The organism is Pseudomonadota bacterium, from assembly GCA_026388275.1.
Classification (GTDB): domain Bacteria; phylum Desulfobacterota; class Syntrophorhabdia; order Syntrophorhabdales; family Syntrophorhabdaceae; genus JAPLKB01.
Genome location: JAPLKB010000031.1, coordinates 17,966 through 37,344, shown reverse-complemented (window position 1 = coordinate 37,344; position 19,379 = coordinate 17,966). Strand labels below are relative to the sequence as shown.

Genomic DNA, 19,379 nt, shown 5'->3' with positions numbered 1-19,379 from the left:
TTTAAACTCGTCCCCGAAGAGGCTTGTCTATCCCTCCTCTGTGGCAGAATGTGAATGTTCAGGGAATGCGAGCCCTTCGGTTAAAAAGAATGCTGCCTGTAAATACGATGTGGGGCAGAGCGGAAAACATTCTTTGCATTTCCAGCATTCTTTGGATGCTATCTCTGTGATGAAGTTTATCTCCCGTTTTGGTCCCTGATCAGCGAATGCAAGGGCGTTCTTCTTCTTAACTTCAGTACAGTATCTTACGCATAGACCGCAAAGAATGCAGAATGAAGGCTCTTTTTCAAAAAGGTTTGCGTTTGCTCCATATTCTTCCGCTAAATTCTGCAATTCCGGAGCGCCTGGGGCATGAGCCAACAGCAGTTCCAAGATCATTTTGCGAATTTCATCTACAGTCTCTGTTCTTGTTTTTACTATCAGATTTTTTTCTACCGGGTAAAGGCAGGATGCAACCAGATTTTTCCTGCCCTGAGATTCTATTTCTACTGTGCAAATTCGGCATGCCCCGTAAGGTTCCAATTTTTCATAGTGACAAAGTGTCGGAATTTTTATCCCGGCGCTTTTTGCTGCCTCAAGAATGGTCATCCCATCCTTTGCCTTAATATCTATTCCATCAATCTGTAAACTTATTTCACTCATCTTTCTTACCCCCTCTAACTATTGTTCTTGCTTCTTCAGGAATAGGGGGCGGAACCGGAACTCCTGAAATTTTCGTGACTGCGCGGAATTTTGGAGGACAGACCTCAAAACACGTTCCGCACTTTGTGCATTTATCCTGATTAATTATATGTATCAAATTTTTGCCGCCTGAAATCGCATCTGCAGGACACTTCTTCAAGCATGTCATACAGGCATTGCACTTCGCCGGGTCAATATAGTAAGCGATCAGTTCCTTGCATGAAAGAGCCGGACACCGTTTGTCCTTTATGTGCGCATCATACTCATCTCTGAAGTAACGCAGTGTACTCAAAACCGGGCTGGGAGCAGTCTTCCCCAGTGCGCACAAAGAGGCCGCGCTGGTTGTTTTGCATAATCTTTCCAAAATCTCTATGTCGCTCTCTTTTCCCTTTCCTTCTGTGATGTTGGTGAGAATCTTAAGCATCTGTCTGATGCCCTCGCGGCACGGGACACATTTTCCGCATGATTCTTCAGTCAGAAAATGCAGAAAATATTTGGCAACATCAACCATACAGGTGTCTTCATCCATTACGATCATGCCGCCTGAACCCATTATTGCGCCGACTTTTGCCAGCTCGTCAAAGTCTACTGCAATGTCCAGCTGTTCTTCAGGTATACAACCTCCTGATGGACCGCCTGTTTGTACTGCCTTGAATTTCTTGCCGCCGGGGACACCACCGCCTATTTTATAGATAATATCTCGCAGCGTTATGCCCATGGGGACTTCTACAAGGCCGGTATTGTTCACCTTGCCGACTAAGGAAAATATCTTGGTGCCTTTACTCTTGCCTGTGCCGACTGAAGCAAAAGAATCAGCCCCTTTGTTAATGATTAAAGGAACATTAGCCCATGTTTCCACATTATTTATATTTGTCGGTTTGTCCCAGAGGCCTTTTACAGCCGGATATGGCGGCCTTGCTTTCGGCTCACCCGGCTTGCCCTCAAGCGATCTGAGCAAAGCAGTTTCCTCGCCGCAAACGAATGCGCCAGCTCCCTGCTGTACTTCAACGTTGAAATCGAATCCTGAGCCGAGAATATTTTTTCCGAGTAGACCATATTCCTGAGCCTTCTTGATGGCGATAGTGACATTCTCCACTGCCAGGGGGTATTCCTGTCTGACGTATATATAACCCTGATGCGCGCCAATAGCATAGGCTCCGATGGTCAAGCCTTCAATAATTGAGTGAGGGTTGCCTTCAAGGATAGCTCTATCCATAAATGCCCCAGGGTCTCCCTCATCGGCGTTGACAACAACATATTTTGTCTCATCAATACTTCTGCGGGCAAAATCCCATTTAGTCCCTGTAGAAAATCCGGCGCCTCCCCTTCCTCTTAAGCCGGAGCTTTTCACCAGATCTATCACTTTTTCCGGAGTCGACTCAAAAAAGGCTTTAGCCAGTGCGGAATAACCGCCGACTGCGATATAATCGTCAATGCTCTTCGGATCAATCTTAATATTATTGCCGATAATTAGACGCATCTGATTCTTATAGAATGGTATCTCAGATTCATGGACTGCTTTCTCACCGGTGCCGGAATCAACATAAAGCAGTCTGTCGATAACCTTCCTGCCGATGATAGTCTGAGAAATAATCTCTTCTGCATCGCCCGGCTGCACCTGAAGATAACATATTTCCTCAGGATATATCACAATGACAGGACCTCTCTCACAGAAGCCCGGACATCCTGTTTCTCTGACATCTACAATATCTACCTTAGTTTCCAGTTCCCGTTTTTTTATCTCCTCTTTAAAAGCAGCAACTACTTTTTGAGCTCCGAGAGCAAGACAACCTGTTCCAGTACATACGGCAATGCATGGTTTATTTGGATTTCTTTTTGATAAGATGCCCTTTCTGAATTCTTCTAATTCAGCTGGCGAATTTATCTTTGTCATAATTTTCCCTTATTCGTAGTTTTTCAACACATCTTCCGACTTAGCCGGCACCATTTTGCCGTGATATTCTCCATCAATTACCATTACCGGCCCTAAAGAACAGCATCCGACACAATTAACAGTCTTCAGGCTGAATTTTAAATCCGAACTTGTTTCGCCGGGTTTAATTCCGGTCAGATCCTGAACTGTGTCAAGGACACGCGGCGCACCGCGCACATGACAGGCAGTGCCCATACATACATGAATTTCATGACGCCCTTTTGGAACTAAACTAAAGGCCTTATAGAAGGTAACTATATGCCGTATCCGGTTCAAAGGCACTTCTAATTTCTCGCTAACCTTTTCCAGCACTTCGCCAGGAAGCCAGCGATTTTCACGCTGAATCTCCAGCAATGCCTGGATTACCGAACTGGGATTACCTTTATATTTGTCGATGATCTGATCAATTTTACCGTTATCCATATTCCTTCCTAACCTCCGTCTTTCCCCTAAGCCCGTGCCTGCTCTTTCATTTTAAACGGGAGCAGAACTTTCTGGTTTTCATCAATTCTTACTAAACCTTGCCTCACTGAGTTGCTGAGGTGTCTTGCCACATCAGTTGAATTCAGGCCGAGAGACTTAGAAATTTCTCCACTTGAGAGTGGTTTTTCCTGAAGGAGTAACATAATTTCACTTACAGCCAGTTTATCAACAATCATTTCCTGGAATATCCTGTCTACCTCATCACTGGCAAAAAATTTGTTATATTCTTCAACTGTATTAAAAGGTACTCTCAGTCTCTCCCTTTCCACAAGCTTAATATAGGGAAGTATATTCTTAACAGCTTCCAGTTTGAACTTAAGCACACTTTCGTCCATTCCTTCACCTTTACCAAGAGGTCCTAATTCCTTTATTTTTTTGGCAACGTCGTTCATAACTTCGGCGAATCTGATTCCTTCAGAGGCAGATACCCATTCAAGCCTTAACCTTTCCGGGTTCAACCCTATGTGTTTCAGCAATTTTTTGAGCAGAAGCATCATACCGAGTGCATGATAATTGCCTTCGGTTGTATAATGGCATTCGCCAGGCCAACACCCGCCGACATACACTCCGTCTGCTCCGTTTGATAAAGCCCGGAATATAAATGCAGGATCAACTCTGCCGGTGCACATGACTCGGATAAGTCTGATATCAGGCGTATATTGCAGTCTGGAAACTCCAGCCAGGTCAGCGGCGCCGTATCCTCACCAAAAGCACAAAAAACCTAAAATCCTTGGTTTAAACTCAAATCCTGTATCCATTCTTATCTCCTACTAATTCAGTAACCCCTGCTTAGTTTATGAGCAAACTTTACATAAGGGCTGGAATCGCTTCATCAATCTGGTGGAAAAGCTCTTCATCGGTAAAATGTTTCAGAGAAATTGCCCCTGTTGGGCACTTCTGATTACAAAGACCGTCTCCTTTACAGAGAATAGGGTTAACCCTGGCTTTTCTGCCCTGCTGTGTTTCATAAAAGTCTATAGCGCCATATTTACAAACTGAAATACAAGCCCCGCAGGTTACACAATCACTTTCTTTCACCTCGCAAACAGCTCCTGATGCTGTGACCTGATCCTTTGAAAGGATCGTTACAGCCCGGCCGGCTGCTCCATAAGCCTGACTGATCGCTTCAGGTATATGCTTGGGATAGTGCGCAGTCCCGCAGAGGAAAACACCATCTGCGGCAAAATCAACAGGTCTTAATTTGACATGGGCTTCCTGGAAAAAACCATCCTGGTTTAAAGATACTTTGAAAAATGCTGCCATTTTCTTGTTTCCTTCAGAAGGAATAACGGCTGCAGCCAGAGCAACTGAATCTGCGTCTATAGCAAGTTTCTTACCTAAAACAGGATGTGTTACCGTAACCCTCAGAATTTTTTTGCCGCTCTCAACAGCAGCTTCGACCTGGGGCTTATCATCCGCCTCATAGCGGACGAACCTTACGCCTTTATCTGCCGCTTCCCAGTAATATTCCTCTCTGAACCCGTAGGTTCTCATATCTCTGTAGAGGATATATATATCCATTCCGGGGTTCATTTTTTTCAGTTTCAAAGCATTTTTTATAGACTCGCTGCAGCATATCCTGCTGCAGTAGTTTCTGTCTTCATTTCTGCAGCCCACACACTGTATCATCACCGTACACTCGGAGTTAATAAGCCTTTCGTCTCCATTCGTGATTTTTTCTTCCAGTTCCAACTGAGTCATAACCCTGTCATCTTTCCCGTAAAGGTACTCGGTTGGTTTATATTCTTCAGCACCTGTAGCAACAACGGCTACCCCGTGGTGTATCTCCTTGTCCATTCCTTCGGACGTTATTCTGGTTATAAAATTTCCTACGTAACCGGAAACATCTTTAATGGTACAATCGGTAAATACATGAAGCGATGGGTGCCTGTAAACTTTGTGAATAAGATCTTGTAAATACTCCTGGACATCCTGACCTTCAAGCGTGTAGTGAATCCTTCGAGCCATTCCACCCAGATCCTTATCTTTTTCCAGTAGGAAAACCTCAAATCCCTGTTCGGCTATGCTCAGGGCGCTGGTCATGCCTGCCACGCCTCCTCCGACCACCAGGGCTCTTTTGTCAACCGGCAGCTCATATTCCTGTAACGGCTCCAAATAGCAGGCCCGTGCTACAGACATCCGGACGATATCCTTTGCTTTTTTGGTGGCAACTTCCTTTTCACGGGAATGGACCCAGGAACAATGTTCCCTGATATTAGCCATTTCATAGTAATATTGATTTATTCCGCCTTCACGTACAGTGTCTCGAAACAACGGTTCATGCGTTCTGGGGGTGCAAGCTGCAACAACAACACGGTTGAGTCCCTTTTCCTTGATCGTATTAGATATCTGCCGGGCAGTATCGGTAGAACATGCAAACAGGGCTTCCTGAGCGTGGGCAACATTATCTAAGGTCAGAGCGTATTCGACTACCGAGGGAACATTGACAACTCTTCCAATATTAGCTCCGCAGTGACATACAAAAACCCCGACTTTCAGTTCCTCTTCCGAGACATCCCTTTCCGCTGGATATTCCCTTGTTTTTGCAAGTTGTCCACGCCTTGCGGCAAGAAGTTGACTGCAAAGGGCATCCGCCCCGCTGGCTGTCACAACCGACTCCGGGATATCTATCGGACCCTGGAAGGCTCCGCTTATAAAAACTCCCGGACGGGAGGTCTCCATAGGATTAAAAGGATTAATTTTACAGAATCCCTGAGGACCGAGTTCGACACCGAATTTATTCGCCAGTTCTTCAGCATCACCGGGAGGGTTTAACCCAACCGACAACACTACCATATCGAATTCTTCTTCTTTAACTCCATTATCAAAAGTAGAGTATCTTATAGTTACATTCTTGCTTTCCGGGATCTCTTTTCCTATTGATACATAGCTTCTTATAAACTTGATTCCGGGAAGGTCTTCCGCTCTCTGGTAGAATCGTTCAAAATCCTTTCCATAGGAACGGATATCATTGTGGAATATTGTACACTCAGCATCGGCATCATGGTCTTTTGTCAAAATCACTTGCTTCTGGGTGTAAGCACAGCATACAGCTGAACAATATCTGTTGCCGCCTTCAATAACCTGTCTGGAGCCCACACATTGAATCCAGGCTATTTTATGCGGATGCCTCCCGTCAGAAGGGCGTCTTATCTCACCTTCATATGGCCCGGTAGCGCACAATATCCGTTCAAAGTCGAGGCTTGTTACCACATTCTCCATCTTACCATAACCGTAGTCGCCTCTTAACTTAGGGTCAAAGGCATCAAAACCCGGCGACAGGACTATCGCCCCTACCTCTATTTCTACTCTTTCCGGCTTTTGATAAAGATTTATTGCCTTATTCTTACAGACACCTGCACAGATAGTACATCTCCCGTTCTGAAGGAAGGAGCACTTTTCAGGATCTATATAAGTGACAAGGGGAACTGCCTGAGAAAAATATATATGAACGGCTTTATTTAAAGACAGGTTCTGATTATATTCATCCTTGACATTGATCGGGCAGAATTCTACACAGGTACCGCAACCCGTACATTTCTCTTCTTCAATATATCTGGGTTTTTTATTCAGGGTCACTTTGAATTCGCCTGCTTCTCCCTCTATCCTGTCAACCTCAGTATAGGTCAAAATTTCTATGTTGGGATGTCTATGACATTCAATAAACTTAGGAGATTCAATACACATGGAACAGTCATTGGTCGGGAAGGTTTTGTCAAGCTGAGCCATGTGGCCGCCAATAGCAGGCGACTTGTCAACCAGGTAGACCTTAAAACCCGCCGAGGCAAGATCAAGAGAGGCTTGAATGCCGCTGATCCCTCCCCCGACAACCATAACATCTCCGACATTATTGTCTGCAAGACTTTTACAAAACTGCTCAATCTGTTCTTTTTCCACTATTTCTTTCTCCACTTCTTTATGCCCTCATCAGATTTTTAAAACGTCTCAAATTACTTCCTGAATAATCTCTGTAATATCCTTAATCTCTATATTATCAGCATGATTCATAACTAACCTGCTGTCCTCAAGAGCGGTGATACAATAAGGACAGGCAGTGACCAGTTCTTCAGCCCCAAGTTCAAGAGCCTGATCCACTCTGAGGTTGGAGAATCTTTCATGCTTTTCGGTTTCCATCCAAATCCTGCCTCCTCCCATTCCGCAGCACATACTATCCTGCCGGGATTCAGTCATCTCAACCAGTTCCAAACCGGGTATATTCTTTAAAACCTCCCGCGGTTCATCATATACGCCATTATGCCTGCCGAGGTAACAGGGGTCATGATAAGTGATTTTCTTTCCGTATTCCTTGATGATTTCAAGCTTTCCTTCATTGATAAGCTCATATATGTACTGGGATATATGTACTACTTTAAAGTTTACATTGAATTCGGGATATTCGTTTTTAAAGGTATGATAACAATGGGGAGAAGAAACAACGATTTTCTTTACTCCATTTTCGATAAAAGTTTTGCTGTTTTCCTTAACCAGGCGTTTGAACACTTCCTCGTTGCCGGTTTTGCGAATACTTTCTCCGCAGCAATTCTCCTTTTCACCCAGTACCCCGAAGTCTACTCCTGCCTTATTCAGTATTCTGGCTGTGGCTTTTGCTACACTCTTTAATCTCGGGTCATAACTTGCGTAACAGCATGGGAAATATAAAACATCCATCCCTTCCACAAAAGGCTTAACATTGAGACCTTCTGCCCAAGCTGCCCTGATTTTACGGTCTTCATTGAAGGGATTGCCTTGTGCAGTAAGACCTGAGCTTACAGCCCGGACAGGCTTGACAGCGGCAGGAAAAATACCGTATCCTGTAGCCATCCTGCGCAAAGATACCATATCATTTATCTGTCTTACATCTCTCGGACATTGTTGAGTGCACTTTCCACAAGTTGAGCAACGCCATATTTCCTCACGTTCCACCTCAGTCAAACCGAGTGAAGCCTCCTGGATAAGCTTGCGCATACTGAATTTTCTCACCCTGTTCCAGGGACACACCGTATCGCATTTTCCGCACTGATAGCAGTATTTGACGGCATCTCCACCGCCCTGATTTATCTCATCAATTACTTCTTTGAAGGGGGCTACTGTTTCCATTATCTTCCTTAATCCTCTTTTTTTGCGTTAATGGTCTATTCTTTTGACACCCGGGCAGCAGTATCCATTATCTTCTTCAGTCCATACTTTCTTATCAAGGATTTTAATCCTATCTCTATTTCATCGCCTTTTACTTTTACTTCTTTTACTTCTTTTTCCTCTTCTTCCCTTTCTTCATAAGTTAATGCGCCAAAGGTGCATGCATCTACGCACATAGGTTTTTCCAGAGGCGGTTCACTGTCACACATATCGCATTTGAGAGGGAGACCGGAATCGGGATCTTTGAATGCGTCTCTTGAGGGACAGGAAGCCGGGCAGAAGGTACATTCGCTGTATTCCTTGCCGTCGATCACATAAATATTTCTCCCGTTACATTCTGCTTCAGTATATTCGCCCGCACGTATAGGCACAAAGATATCTTGCATTTCATCCATAACTACCATGATCCGGGAACGTGCAATATTAATCGAGCTGTATCTGGGTATGGCGTGGAAGGCAGAGCATGCTATCTCACAGGCCTTGCAGCCCACGCATTTCTTTGTATCTACTTTTATATTTCTTACTATTCTTGTTCTTTTAACATTGTTCTCCACGGTGATGCCCCCTTCCTTTATTCCTTCTCTTTCTTGGCCCTGGGATCATTGAGGGCGGTAGCTTCATTGCCGGTTAAAACGCCCCTCTTGATCAAATCTTCGGCCACATAGCCCAAGCTCAGTCGCTCCAGGTTCTCTTTGGTCGGAATCCCGTCAAAGGTCCAACCTTTGAAGTCATAATATTTGGTCAGCAACTGCTGCTCGTACTCCTCATTCCTGACCGCCCAGTGATCCTCCGGCGGCCTCTCCATGTATCTTCTCAGACCCAATCTATTATTGAGGGCCCTGATCAGATTCCGGTCCCTCTGGAAGCATTCCCATAATCTGTCTTTGTCAAACTCGATCCCCGTCGCGTGGGTGATTATCTGCGGCATATTCCATACGTGATATCCTGTAGTGCCACCAAACTGGCCCCGGAATGAGGAAACGAATCCGCAGAATCCCAAGGCATCATCAAGGTAGTGCATGCACTCGTTCCAATCGGTAATAGCGCACATGGCATCGTCGGGCAACTGATCACGTTTTACCCACTGCCGGAACCAGTCATGGAACTTTTTATCCGGGACCGCGACCCACTTTTTAATGAATTCTTCCCTCAGTTCCGGATCCGTGATCGGGTCTTGCGGGAAAGAACCTTCGATCTGTGTTATAGCCATGTCCTCGCCGGTGGCTATCATAAGGAAATAGGCCGGATTGAGTTTGCCGAGTTTGATGGGCAACTGCTCGAATTTCTTAACAGTGTTGTGATCGAACTGCTCAGCCCCGTTGCCGATTATGGCAGCCGCACCGGAAACACCATGGGCAAGAATATCTCCTATGTCTTCCCTGAATGCTATTTTTTGAAGGAGATAGTAGAATCTTTTTCTAATGTCTGTGGGCATACCCGGAAAATCCTTCTCAGTTAAAATGCCGGCATCCAGGAGTTCAAGGCCAAAGGCGATAACTTGCGGTGTTGAGTAAGAATCAAACCCCAAGTCCATAGCAACAGGGAGTATCTCATAAGTGAAGTCCAACTCCTGGAAGGAGGCCATATGATAGGTGTCCTTTCCGTAGCACTTATAGGAAAATCTCCGCCGATTCGGCCACTGAATGAGATTGTGGCAGGCTTTCGGGCAATTCCAGCAGCCTGTCCAGCGGTTCATGTGGTCGTGCTTGAGGTTCCGCCATCTCTCTTCGAGAGAATCGCTCCAGAAGGTCTTCCGGCGTACGCGGGCGTTACCCCATGAGAAATTGTTGTGATGGAAGCTGTCGTCTTCATCAGTCGCCATCCAGTCCCCGATATTCGGGTTTGCATCAAGTTCTTTTCTCAGGCGTGAGCACATCTCCCATATTTCATTAGGGTGGGCAAGATTAACGTCTTTTGTTCCGCGGATGGCAATTGCCTTCAACTTTTTGGCTCCCATGACCGGTCCGGGGGTTCGAGCGGCGCTCGAGTTGCCGCAATCAATCGAGGCCATAATGACCCTGTTTTCACCTGCTGGACCAATGGCAGCCACCCAGGCCCTTTTGTCGTTCAACTCTTCCTGAATCATCCGTTGAGTATCAACCATGCCTTTTCCACGGAGATGTCTGGCATCACGGATCTCGACTTTGTCATCGTGTATCGCTAAATAGACCAGGTCGGGCGCCTCGCCCTTTATGACTATTCTGTCATAACCGGCCATTTTCATTTCCGCCCCGAAAAATCCGCCCATAAGCGAATGCCCGAAAAATCCGTTCACCGGGGCAATAGTATTAACAGAGACGCGGTTAGCGCCGGGAACACATGTGCCGTTCAGCAGACCGTTGCCGAATATGAGCAGGTTGTCGGGAGACCATGGATCGGTGCCCGGAGGAACTCGATCATATAGAATCTTCGCATTCATAGCATGACCGCCCAGATACAATGCCGTATCTTTCGGATCGGTCTCTACCTTATCAATACTTCCCCGTGACAAATCAATTTCTAAGTTATACCCTGTCTCTGCATACCTCATTTTATTACCTCTCTATATCTCTTCGCAGCCTGATGTCAGCTGCGCAGGCTGCTAATATTTCATGTGCTTCCACAGCATTTTCTAATGGCGCGCAGTCATTGAACCATGTCCACCTTTCTTTTCCTTTACTTCAACTGTTTTAGGTGCTCTTGCTGGAGGCGCTACAGGAGTATCTGTGATTGGAAGCAACCAAATAGCCTCTCGCAACGAATCTTTTAGAATTTGCTCGGCAGTTTCTATATCTGGGGCTTCGATCTCCTTTATGTTACAATAAACCCTGAAATACATGTATTACCCTCCTCTAATCATTTACCGGGACTCGCGTCGCCCCCTCCTCGGGCAAAGCCCGTGGAGACTCCCCCTCTCGCGAGCTGTGCTCGCTATCGAAAGATGACTTAACAGATATGCGGGACTGTCCGCCATAGGTCAAACGAACTGTATAGCGGAATCTGCAATTCGTGTTTTTAAACACGAATGCTTTCACACTCCTGTTAAGAGGAGAACCGCTTACCCATCCTGAAATTATTGTTCTATACAGGCCGTCCATATTTTTCAAATCCTCACTGTAATCGACAATTAATATCTTCGCAAATCTTTTTCATCAAACTTATAAGCCACAAACGTGACGAGTCGGGTACCTGGTCTACCAGACCAGCTGCCCAGATAGCAGCTTGAACATTATTGCCATATGTCTTGACAGGTACGGCAAAACCCACCATCCCATCAATATATTCTCCTATGTCAAACGCTATACCTTGTTTACGAACTTCAAGGATCTCCTCTTTATAGACATCCTTGTCGACAATGGATAAGGGTGTATATCGCTTCAGTTCTGTTCGAGCCAGAATCTCATCGATTACCTCATCAGATAGTTGGGATAACATCGCCTTAATCCCGGCACCTGCAAGGATTGGCATCTGTGTGCCTATTTCCGATGATACTTTGATCCCGTGAGCTGAATCTATTTTGTCAATTAGTATAGCCTGGCAATCAGAGCGAAGTCCTAAGAAAACAGACAGATTCGTTTTCTCGCTTATATGTTCAAGGTAAGGGCGCACAAGCTGTAGTAGCGTTGATCGCTTCCCAGCCATGTTTGCCAAGATATAAAAGCGTGTACCAAAGGTAAATTTTCCGTTACGGCTATTCTCAAGTACATCGAGATCTACAAGAGTGTGACTGATGTTGAACACCGTGCTCTTATTGATGCCAAGTCGCCCGGATATGTCGCTGATTCCCATGGGTTCTTTAGATTTAACAAGCAGATCCAGAAGAGTAAAACACTTGTCGATAGCCGGCACTCTCTTAAATCCTTTTGGGTTAATAGATTCCATAAGTTGTTCTCTATATCAAACATATGTTTTATATATTAAACGCAAACTGTTTGTCAAGAAAAAAATAAAATAAAAAAAACTAAAGCGTACCTCGTCTCATGAAGCTCCATTATCTTAAGCTTAAAGAATTCCATATACTGTCTTTTCATGGTTTTAATCTTGCTGTTTGAATATAAATCATTTGATAAATTAATTGTAAGGAATACAAAACAGTTGACTATTCCCTGTAATAACAGTTAATATTCCAAATGTGAAATTTTTAATTTATTAACAAATCGGAGGAATTTATGGAAATCAAAACTATTGGAGTGTTAGGCGCAGGCGTTATGGGAAATGGAATTGCCCAGGTAGCTGCTCAGGCAGGCTACAACGTTATTCTGAGAGATATTGAAGACAGGTTCGTAGAAAGCGGTATAAAGAACGTCGATAAGTTTCTTGCAAAGAGCGTTGAAAAGGGAAAAATGACTGCAGAGGCTAAGAATGAGGTCATGGGAAGAATCAAAGGTACAACCAAGATGGGAGACCTCAAAGACGTGGACTTTGTCGTTGAGGTTATTATCGAAGTAATGGATGTAAAGAAAAAGGTATTTGCAGAACTGGATGAAATTACCAGAAAAGATGTAATACTTTCAACAAACACATCATCAATGTCGATTACCGAAATTGCAACGGCAACAAAGAGACCGGACAAAGTTATTGGTATGCATTTCTTTAATCCTGTGCCGCTTATGAAACTGGTGGAAATCGTAAGAGGCCATCTGACCAGTGATGCAACATATGCAGTAACTGCCGACCTGACAAAGAAGATGGGCAAAGAAGGAGTCGAAGTAAAGATTGATATTCCAGCATTTATCGTGAACAGACTTATGATACCGCACTTTATTGAAGCAATGAAACTTTACGAACAGGGTGTTGCAACAAAAGAAGATATCGACAAGGCTGCAAAACTTGGTCTGAATTACCCTATGGGGCCCTTTGAGTTGATGGATCTTACAGGCCTTGATATTAATTTGCATGTTAATGAATATTTAAAAAAAGAGTTACCTGCTGAACTGAAATGGGAATCTTCTCTGGAACTGAAGAATCTGGTAAAGATCGGAAGACTTGGAAGAAAGACAGGAGCCGGATGGTACGAATACAACAAGTAAAAATATATATATAATAAAAAAAAGGAGCGGATCATGTCCGCTCCTTTTTTTTTATTCCTTTCAGATGATATCAATCTGCATTCAATGTTCTATCTATGAATCCGAATTGGTATGTATACCCAGTTGTTTGCAGCGGGATGATTAATTAATAATCTTTCTCCTGTGTAATGCCGGCAAGAACCCAACTTTTGTCGCCGATTTTTCTATTAAAGGTCCAGTATTCGCAAAATTTTACCGGGTCCATAGAACTGCCCGATATTATCTGGCCGCTTACTTCATCGATGGTATAGTCGAGCAGGTTCGCAAGAAATTTTACTGTAATATATTCCTCGCCCTGATCCTGCGCAGCGTCAACTATCTCTACCTGTCGAACTGCAACGTTTTCAAGACGATTGAACTGCTTATTTGCAATGTATGTGTTTACGTCATTCTGAAATGTGTTAAACATTTGTGGTGAAAGAAGGTTTCCAACACCACTCAAATCACGTTTTGTCCACGCCCCCTGTATTTTAAAGAAATTATCTTCCGCGAGTTCTTTGAATTTGTTTTCGTCAAAGTATGGGTCCATATCTTTTATATAACGAAGGTTCTGAGATACGTTATTCTCTTGCATTGGTGGTTCATATGTCTCAGGTGCAGATTCGTTGTAGCCATATGAGGGCGAAGAAGCATAACCCGCCCCTGTAGTACTCATCAACATTTCCTGTTTGCGTGCCCGGTAGCGTTTGAATACAAAATAAATTATACCGCCGATGATCAAAAGAATAATAAGATCGCCAAAACCGAATCCACCGCCTCCGCCCCATCCGCCTCCACCGGCATAGCCACGTCCTCCAAAAAGCATGCTGCCAATCATCCCTCCAAGAAGACCGCCGCCTATACCATAAAGCAGACTCCTGCCGAATGAAGGAGCGGGTTGCTGAACCGGAGATCTTTGAGGTGCAGCCTGCTGCTGACGCTGCTGGTAAGTCCCGGATGGAGCGCTTCTTTGGTAAGATCCTCCTGAACTGAAGCCCCTGCTTCCTGATGATCTTCCCCCGCCAGCTCTGGCAAAAGCAAAAGATTCCATTCCAATAAAAAATAAAAAGGATAGTAGTGTGAAAATTATGAGCAGATCAAATCTATTTTTTACTACTTTTTTCATATCGGTTCCTCCTGCATGGTGTAAACATTTATAAAACAAGCAATTATAATGATTGAATTATAGGAATTGTAATAATATCATATCGTATCGAAGGATGTCAAAGACAGTATGAGACCGAGAGAATATTGTGCTTGATTTTAGTACAATGGTATATTAGAAGATTACTGTGAAAAAATATTATAATACAGGAGAATAACATTTATGCCAAGCGTTGGAATAGTAGGAGTACAATGGGGTGATGAAGGTAAGGGCAAAATTATAGATATGCTCAGCAGTTTTGCTGATGTCATAGTACGGTTCCAGGGCGGAGCAAACGCCGGACATACTATAGTTGCAGGCGGCAAGAAAGTAATACTTCACCTTGTTCCTTCCGGCATATTGCATGAGGGAAAATATTGCATTATCGGTAATGGTGTTGTTCTGGATCCTGAGGTGCTGGAAAAAGAGATAAATGAACTGAAATCGTCTGGCCATATGAAAGATGATAAGAAATTCATGGTAAGTGGTCTGACACACCTTATTATGCCGTATCATAAGAAACTGGATATGCTAAAAGAGTCTAAGATTAAAAATAAAATAGGGACAACGGGTAGAGGCATAGGCCCTGCATATGAGGATAAAGTCAGCAGAATGGGTATCAGGGTAATTGACCTGTTTGATAAAAAAATATTTTCTGAAAAAGTAAAACAAAACCTTGAAATAAAAAACTTTTTAATAAAAAGATATTATAAGGATGAGCCTTTTAAAGCAAGGGATATTATAAAAAAATATGATGGATATCGAAAATTACTTAAAAAATACTCTGCTGATACTGTAAGTTTTCTTCACAAGTGTATAGAAAAAGACAAAAAAATGCTCTTCGAAGGTGCCCAGGGGACTTATCTTGATATTGACCATGGCACGTACCCTTACGTTACATCATCAAACACCGTATCCGGAAATATCGCTTCAGGCACAGGCGTACCGCCAACATGCATAAACTTTATAATCGGTATATGTAAGGCATATACGACAAGAGTAGGTGAAGGTCCATTTCCAACAGAATTGATGGATGAAACAGGAGATAAAATAAGGGAGCTTGGCGGTGAATATGGTGCTACGACAGGAAGGCCGAGAAGGTGTGGTTGGTTTGACGCTGTGATTGCCAGGAAAGCAATTAAGCTTAACGGGATTACAGGTCTCAGTATAACTAAACTCGATGTCCTTGATGGATTTGAGAAAATAAAGATATGTACGAAATATAAGATAGGAGACAAGGTTTTTGATGAACCCCCGATGGACGTTCACACCTTTTCAGGATGTAAGCCTGTTTATGAAGAGGTGCCCGGATGGGAAGTCCCATTAAAGGGAATTAGGAAGTATGGTGATTTGCCGGCGAATGCAAAAAGCTATTTAAGGAGATTGGAAGAGCTTGTTCAAGCTAAAATAGATATCATTTCAACCGGTCCTGAAAGAGAGAATACAATAGTGCTTAAAAACCCTTTTATACAAAACCTGTAATATACATCAGATATTCGTATTTCATTTTGATAAGTCCTTTGTATATTCTGAAAGTCCTTGTGTAGCTTTTAATAAGTATGGTATAAAATTTTATCTGGAGAGATGTCCGAGAGGCTGAAGGAGCACGACTGGAAATCGTGTGTACGTGCTAAAACGCGTACCCAGGGTTCAAATCCCTGTCTCTCCGCCATTAATAAGTATACAGAACATAGATTCCCAAGGGTAAATCCTAAAAAGTCTATGTGGCTCATGCAGTGAGCGAGAAGGGGACTGCCACCCGTGGGTAATGTTTGTAATCGCTCTTGATAGTTGGTAAGCCACGGGTACCCGGCTAAAACAGTTGGTACCGTAGGAGGGGAGAAACTGGTGCCCGCCTGCGGGTGTCCCAGAAATAGCAATGAAATACGCCAGGCCCTGCGCAACGTGGAGGTTATGAACCCCGTCAGATTCGGAAGAAAGCAGCGGCAGTAACTAATCCGTGTGCCGCAGGTAGCCTGGTTTTTTAAATGCAGAATTAAGAACGAAATATCTGAAGTTAAAAATGGAAATCATAATGCTCCTATTTAATAATTGTTATGAGTTTTTATCACGGATTCCCCACTTTCCATTTTCCATTCCGTGCTCTTCATTTATCATTCAACATTCTAAAAAGGGCATATCCGGATGAATTACACAGTTATAGCGCGAAGGTGGAGACCCAAAAGACTTGAAGATGTAATAGGCCAACTCCATATAGTTACAACAATAAAAAATTCTATAAAATTCAATAGAATTGCGCATGCATATCTTTTTACCGGTCCGAGAGGTGTGGGCAAAACTTCTATGGCCAGGATTATCGCAAAGGCAGTCAATTGCGTTGATGGCCCAAAAGAAGAACCATGCGGCGTCTGCGAGAACTGTATTTCAATTGATAATGGAAGCTTCGTAGATGTAGTGGAGATAGATGCTGCATCGACAAGGGGGATAGACGACATACGGGAATTGACGGAGACAGTCAGATACATGCCCATGAAAGGCAGGTATAAACTATATATCCTTGATGAAGCTCACATGCTGACGCCCCAGGCAAGAGATGCCTTTTTAAAGACCCTTGAAGAACCTCCAGGCAATAATATTTTTATCCTTGCTACTACAGAACCCCAGAAGATCCCCTATACAATCATGTCAAGGTGTCAGAGATTTGATTTTAAAAGGATATCAGAGAAAGATATTGTAGAACAGATGAAAAAAGTATGCAAGGCAGAAGGCGTAGAATATGATGAAGGCGCATTCCGTTATATAGCAACAGAGGCTGATGGAAGTATGAGGGATGCCGAATCTATTCTGGACCAGATTATTGCATACAGTGGAAACCGCATAACCGAAAAAGATGTAATAAGCATAATAGGTGTTATAGAAAAGGATACGTTGTACGATATTGTAAAGTCTATTATAGATGGGGATATGAAACTGGGGTTGGAAATAATCGGAAGGGTGCTGAATGAAGGTTATGATGCATATCATCTGTACGGAGGGCTTATTTCATTTCTCAGAAACATCATGATAGTAAAAGTCTATGATGCCATGCCGCCCTTTATTCATATGGGCGAGGAGGAATATGATAAAATCACCTTTATGCTCAAAGATATTGAATACTATGAGATACAGAATATGCTTACCTACCTGCTTAAGTCTGAAGATCTGATAAAGGGTTTTTTCCCCAGGATTTCGCTGGAAGTACTTTATATCAATCTTTACAATCTTTCGAGATTGAGGGATGTTGATAAGATTCTGGATAACCTGGATAATTGTGAACAAAAGGAACATGAAGATAACCGAACAGATCATAAGCCGGAGCAAACAGAAAATACAGCAGAGCATGAATCTAATAAAAATGGGCACAAAGAAGAACATAACTATGAAACTAAGCCACAGGGAGATTTGCAGGATTTTGTTGAGTATCTGAGAAAGAAAAAACCTTTTATCGGAAGTATTCTTGAAAATCTTGACCTCAAAATAGAAGATGAAAATATTATAATATCGCTCGATAAAAAGTATGCTTTTGTAAAAAATGACATGAATTTGAAAGAAGAAATAAAACAACACTTAAAAGTGTTTTTTGGCAAAGATATGGGTCTTAATTTTAGAGTTTCAGGAGAGAAAAGGCATTTGCTTGAAGATTATGTGAAAGAAGCAGAATCGCTATTTAAGATATGAGGATGGCTAAAGAGCTTTCCCTTTCGCTTGAGGCGGGGTAGTTCATGTCATGCCTGATTTGATCCAGTATTTAGTGAACTTAGTTTCCCAGATGTTGCTTTGCAAGTAAAAACTCCCGTGTCATGCACGGAATGACAACGCGCAGTAAGCTGCGGGGGTTTACCCGCTGAAATTAAAGAAGAGGAGGATATATGTCGAAGAATTTTGGACAATTGTTAAGCCAGGCAAAAAAGATTCAGGATAAACTCCAGAAAGTTCAATCTGAGATGGCAACTAGGACCGTTGAAGCCCAATCAGGCGGTGGAATGGTCTCCTGTGTGGTGAACGGAAAACAGGAAATAATCTCGTTGAAGATTTCAGATGAAATCTGGGAAGAGAAGGACAAAGAACTCCTTGAAGATCTTGTTGTTGCTGCCGTGAATGAAGGCTTGAACAAATCGAAAGATATGATGCAGGAAGAAATGGAAAAAGTCACCGGTTTCGGCGGCGGACAAATGCCTTTCGGGTTGTAAATGTTTTATCCTGAACCTATTGAAAGACTAATAGAAAACCTTTCCAGACTGCCGGGAATAGGCAAAAAGACAGCAACGAGACTGTCCTTTTTTCTGTTAAACTCAAAGGAAAGTTATATATCCGAACTTTCTCAAAGCCTGCTGGATGTAAAAAACAAGATAAAGCTGTGCAGCGTATGCTTCAATATTACGGATGTTGACCCATGTCTTACGTGCCGTGACGAAAGAAGAGACAAGCATACCGTATGTGTTGTGGAAGAATCATCGCATATGATGGTTATTGAGTCATCGAACCCAGGACATTACAGGTATCATATCCTCCACGGCGTCATCAATCCCATTGAAGGGATTGGCCCCGATGAAGTGAGGATTAAGGAGCTGAAAGAAAGAATTATCCGGGAAGGGATTACGGAAGTAATCATAGCAACCAATCCAAATATGGAAGGGAATACAACAGCCCATTATATCAGCGAAATTTTGAAATCGCTGGATATAAAAATTACACGAATAGCGTCAGGTATACCCATAGGCGGTGATATCGTCTATATTGACCCTCTTACCATCAAGAGTTCGATAGATAACAGAAAAAGCCTCTAATACCAATTCACCTTCAATCATGTAACTTCGTTGCCCTGGTGCCCTCTGGGTGCTATCTATGAGTACGAATCGCGGGTACCCGCCGAAGGTGGGTGCAGGAATCGAGCATACGACCTACCCCCTGGTTGAGTACCACAGCAGGGAGCAAAAGAGTATTCCGGCCACATTAAAAGAAAGAATTTAGTAAA

The 19,379-nt window shown here is 43.3% G+C and carries 18 protein-coding genes, 1 tRNA gene and 1 other RNA gene; 8 read left to right on the top strand and 12 right to left on the bottom strand.

What is annotated here, in order from left to right:
• Positions 1–27: 27 nt before the first annotated feature.
• From NT010_08710 to NT010_08660, 11 genes are all read right to left on the bottom strand, one after another.
• Positions 28–642, bottom strand: a complete 615-nt coding sequence (locus NT010_08710) for a 2Fe-2S iron-sulfur cluster-binding protein (protein MCX5806129.1) — start codon at positions 640–642, stop codon at positions 28–30.
• A complete protein-coding gene (gene nuoF / locus NT010_08705) occupies positions 635–2,575 on the bottom strand; it encodes an NADH-quinone oxidoreductase subunit NuoF (protein MCX5806128.1) in 1,941 nt (646 codons plus the stop codon). Before nuoF ends, NT010_08710 begins: the two co-directional genes overlap by 8 nt.
• A gap of 9 nt (positions 2,576–2,584) precedes the next feature.
• Positions 2,585–3,037 carry an NAD(P)H-dependent oxidoreductase subunit E gene (locus tag NT010_08700; GenBank protein ID MCX5806127.1) on the bottom strand — a complete coding sequence of 151 codons (453 nt, stop codon included), beginning with the start codon at positions 3,035–3,037 and terminating at the stop codon, positions 2,585–2,587.
• A 26-nt stretch (positions 3,038–3,063) separates the two neighbouring features.
• On the bottom strand, positions 3,064–3,855 hold the full coding sequence (locus NT010_08695; GenBank protein ID MCX5806126.1) for a hydrogenase iron-sulfur subunit: 792 nt from the start codon (positions 3,853–3,855) through the stop codon (positions 3,064–3,066).
• A 49-nt stretch (positions 3,856–3,904) separates the two neighbouring features.
• Positions 3,905–6,994, bottom strand: a complete 3,090-nt coding sequence (locus NT010_08690; protein ID MCX5806125.1) for a CoB--CoM heterodisulfide reductase iron-sulfur subunit A family protein — start codon at positions 6,992–6,994, stop codon at positions 3,905–3,907.
• A gap of 48 nt (positions 6,995–7,042) precedes the next feature.
• Positions 7,043–8,194: a (Fe-S)-binding protein gene (locus NT010_08685; GenBank protein ID MCX5806124.1), complete on the bottom strand. Its 1,152-nt coding sequence runs from the start codon at positions 8,192–8,194 to the stop codon at positions 7,043–7,045.
• 35 nt (positions 8,195–8,229) lie between these two features.
• Positions 8,230–8,787, bottom strand: coding sequence for a (4Fe-4S)-binding protein (locus tag NT010_08680; protein MCX5806123.1), 558 nt, complete (start codon positions 8,785–8,787; stop codon positions 8,230–8,232).
• Between the two features lie 17 nt (positions 8,788–8,804).
• On the bottom strand, positions 8,805–10,763 hold the full coding sequence (locus tag NT010_08675; GenBank protein ID MCX5806122.1) for an aldehyde dehydrogenase: 1,959 nt from the start codon (positions 10,761–10,763) through the stop codon (positions 8,805–8,807).
• An 81-nt stretch (positions 10,764–10,844) separates the two neighbouring features.
• On the bottom strand, positions 10,845–11,051 hold the full coding sequence (locus tag NT010_08670) for a hypothetical protein (GenBank protein MCX5806121.1): 207 nt from the start codon (positions 11,049–11,051) through the stop codon (positions 10,845–10,847).
• A 13-nt stretch (positions 11,052–11,064) separates the two neighbouring features.
• Positions 11,065–11,310: a hypothetical protein gene (locus NT010_08665; GenBank protein MCX5806120.1), complete on the bottom strand. Its 246-nt coding sequence runs from the start codon at positions 11,308–11,310 to the stop codon at positions 11,065–11,067.
• Positions 11,311–11,323: 13 nt separating this feature from the next.
• Positions 11,324–12,094 carry an IclR family transcriptional regulator gene (locus NT010_08660; GenBank protein MCX5806119.1) on the bottom strand — a complete coding sequence of 257 codons (771 nt, stop codon included), beginning with the start codon at positions 12,092–12,094 and terminating at the stop codon, positions 11,324–11,326.
• Between the two features lie 287 nt (positions 12,095–12,381).
• Between NT010_08660 and NT010_08655 the strand changes: the two genes are divergently transcribed.
• Positions 12,382–13,242 (top strand): 3-hydroxyacyl-CoA dehydrogenase NAD-binding domain-containing protein, encoded by an 861-nt coding sequence (locus NT010_08655; GenBank protein ID MCX5806118.1) that lies wholly within the window; start codon positions 12,382–12,384, stop codon positions 13,240–13,242.
• A 145-nt stretch (positions 13,243–13,387) separates the two neighbouring features.
• Here NT010_08655 and NT010_08650 read toward each other — a convergent pair whose 3' ends face one another.
• Positions 13,388–14,386 (bottom strand): Tim44 domain-containing protein, encoded by a 999-nt coding sequence (locus NT010_08650; protein ID MCX5806117.1) that lies wholly within the window; start codon positions 14,384–14,386, stop codon positions 13,388–13,390.
• Between the two features lie 201 nt (positions 14,387–14,587).
• On the opposite strand from NT010_08650, the gene NT010_08645 reads away from it, so the two are divergent.
• The 7 genes from NT010_08645 to NT010_08615 all read left to right on the top strand — a co-directional run bounded on the left by NT010_08645 (position 14,588) and on the right by NT010_08615 (position 19,375).
• Complete coding sequence (locus NT010_08645) at positions 14,588–15,886, top strand: adenylosuccinate synthase (GenBank protein ID MCX5806116.1); 1,299 nt, start codon at positions 14,588–14,590, stop codon at positions 15,884–15,886.
• A gap of 96 nt (positions 15,887–15,982) precedes the next feature.
• Positions 15,983–16,076 (top strand) — tRNA-Ser (locus NT010_08640).
• 215 nt (positions 16,077–16,291) lie between these two features.
• Positions 16,292–16,389, top strand: an RNA gene (gene ffs / locus NT010_08635) — signal recognition particle sRNA small type.
• A 160-nt stretch (positions 16,390–16,549) separates the two neighbouring features.
• Positions 16,550–18,082, top strand: coding sequence for a DNA polymerase III subunit gamma/tau (dnaX, locus tag NT010_08630; protein ID MCX5806115.1), 1,533 nt, complete (start codon positions 16,550–16,552; stop codon positions 18,080–18,082).
• 191 nt (positions 18,083–18,273) lie between these two features.
• On the top strand, positions 18,274–18,594 hold the full coding sequence (locus tag NT010_08625; protein MCX5806114.1) for a YbaB/EbfC family nucleoid-associated protein: 321 nt from the start codon (positions 18,274–18,276) through the stop codon (positions 18,592–18,594).
• On the top strand, positions 18,595–19,191 hold the full coding sequence (recR, locus tag NT010_08620) for a recombination mediator RecR (GenBank protein MCX5806113.1): 597 nt from the start codon (positions 18,595–18,597) through the stop codon (positions 19,189–19,191).
• A 58-nt stretch (positions 19,192–19,249) separates the two neighbouring features.
• Complete coding sequence (locus NT010_08615; GenBank protein ID MCX5806112.1) at positions 19,250–19,375, top strand: hypothetical protein; 126 nt, start codon at positions 19,250–19,252, stop codon at positions 19,373–19,375.
• Positions 19,376–19,379: the final 4 nt, after the last annotated feature.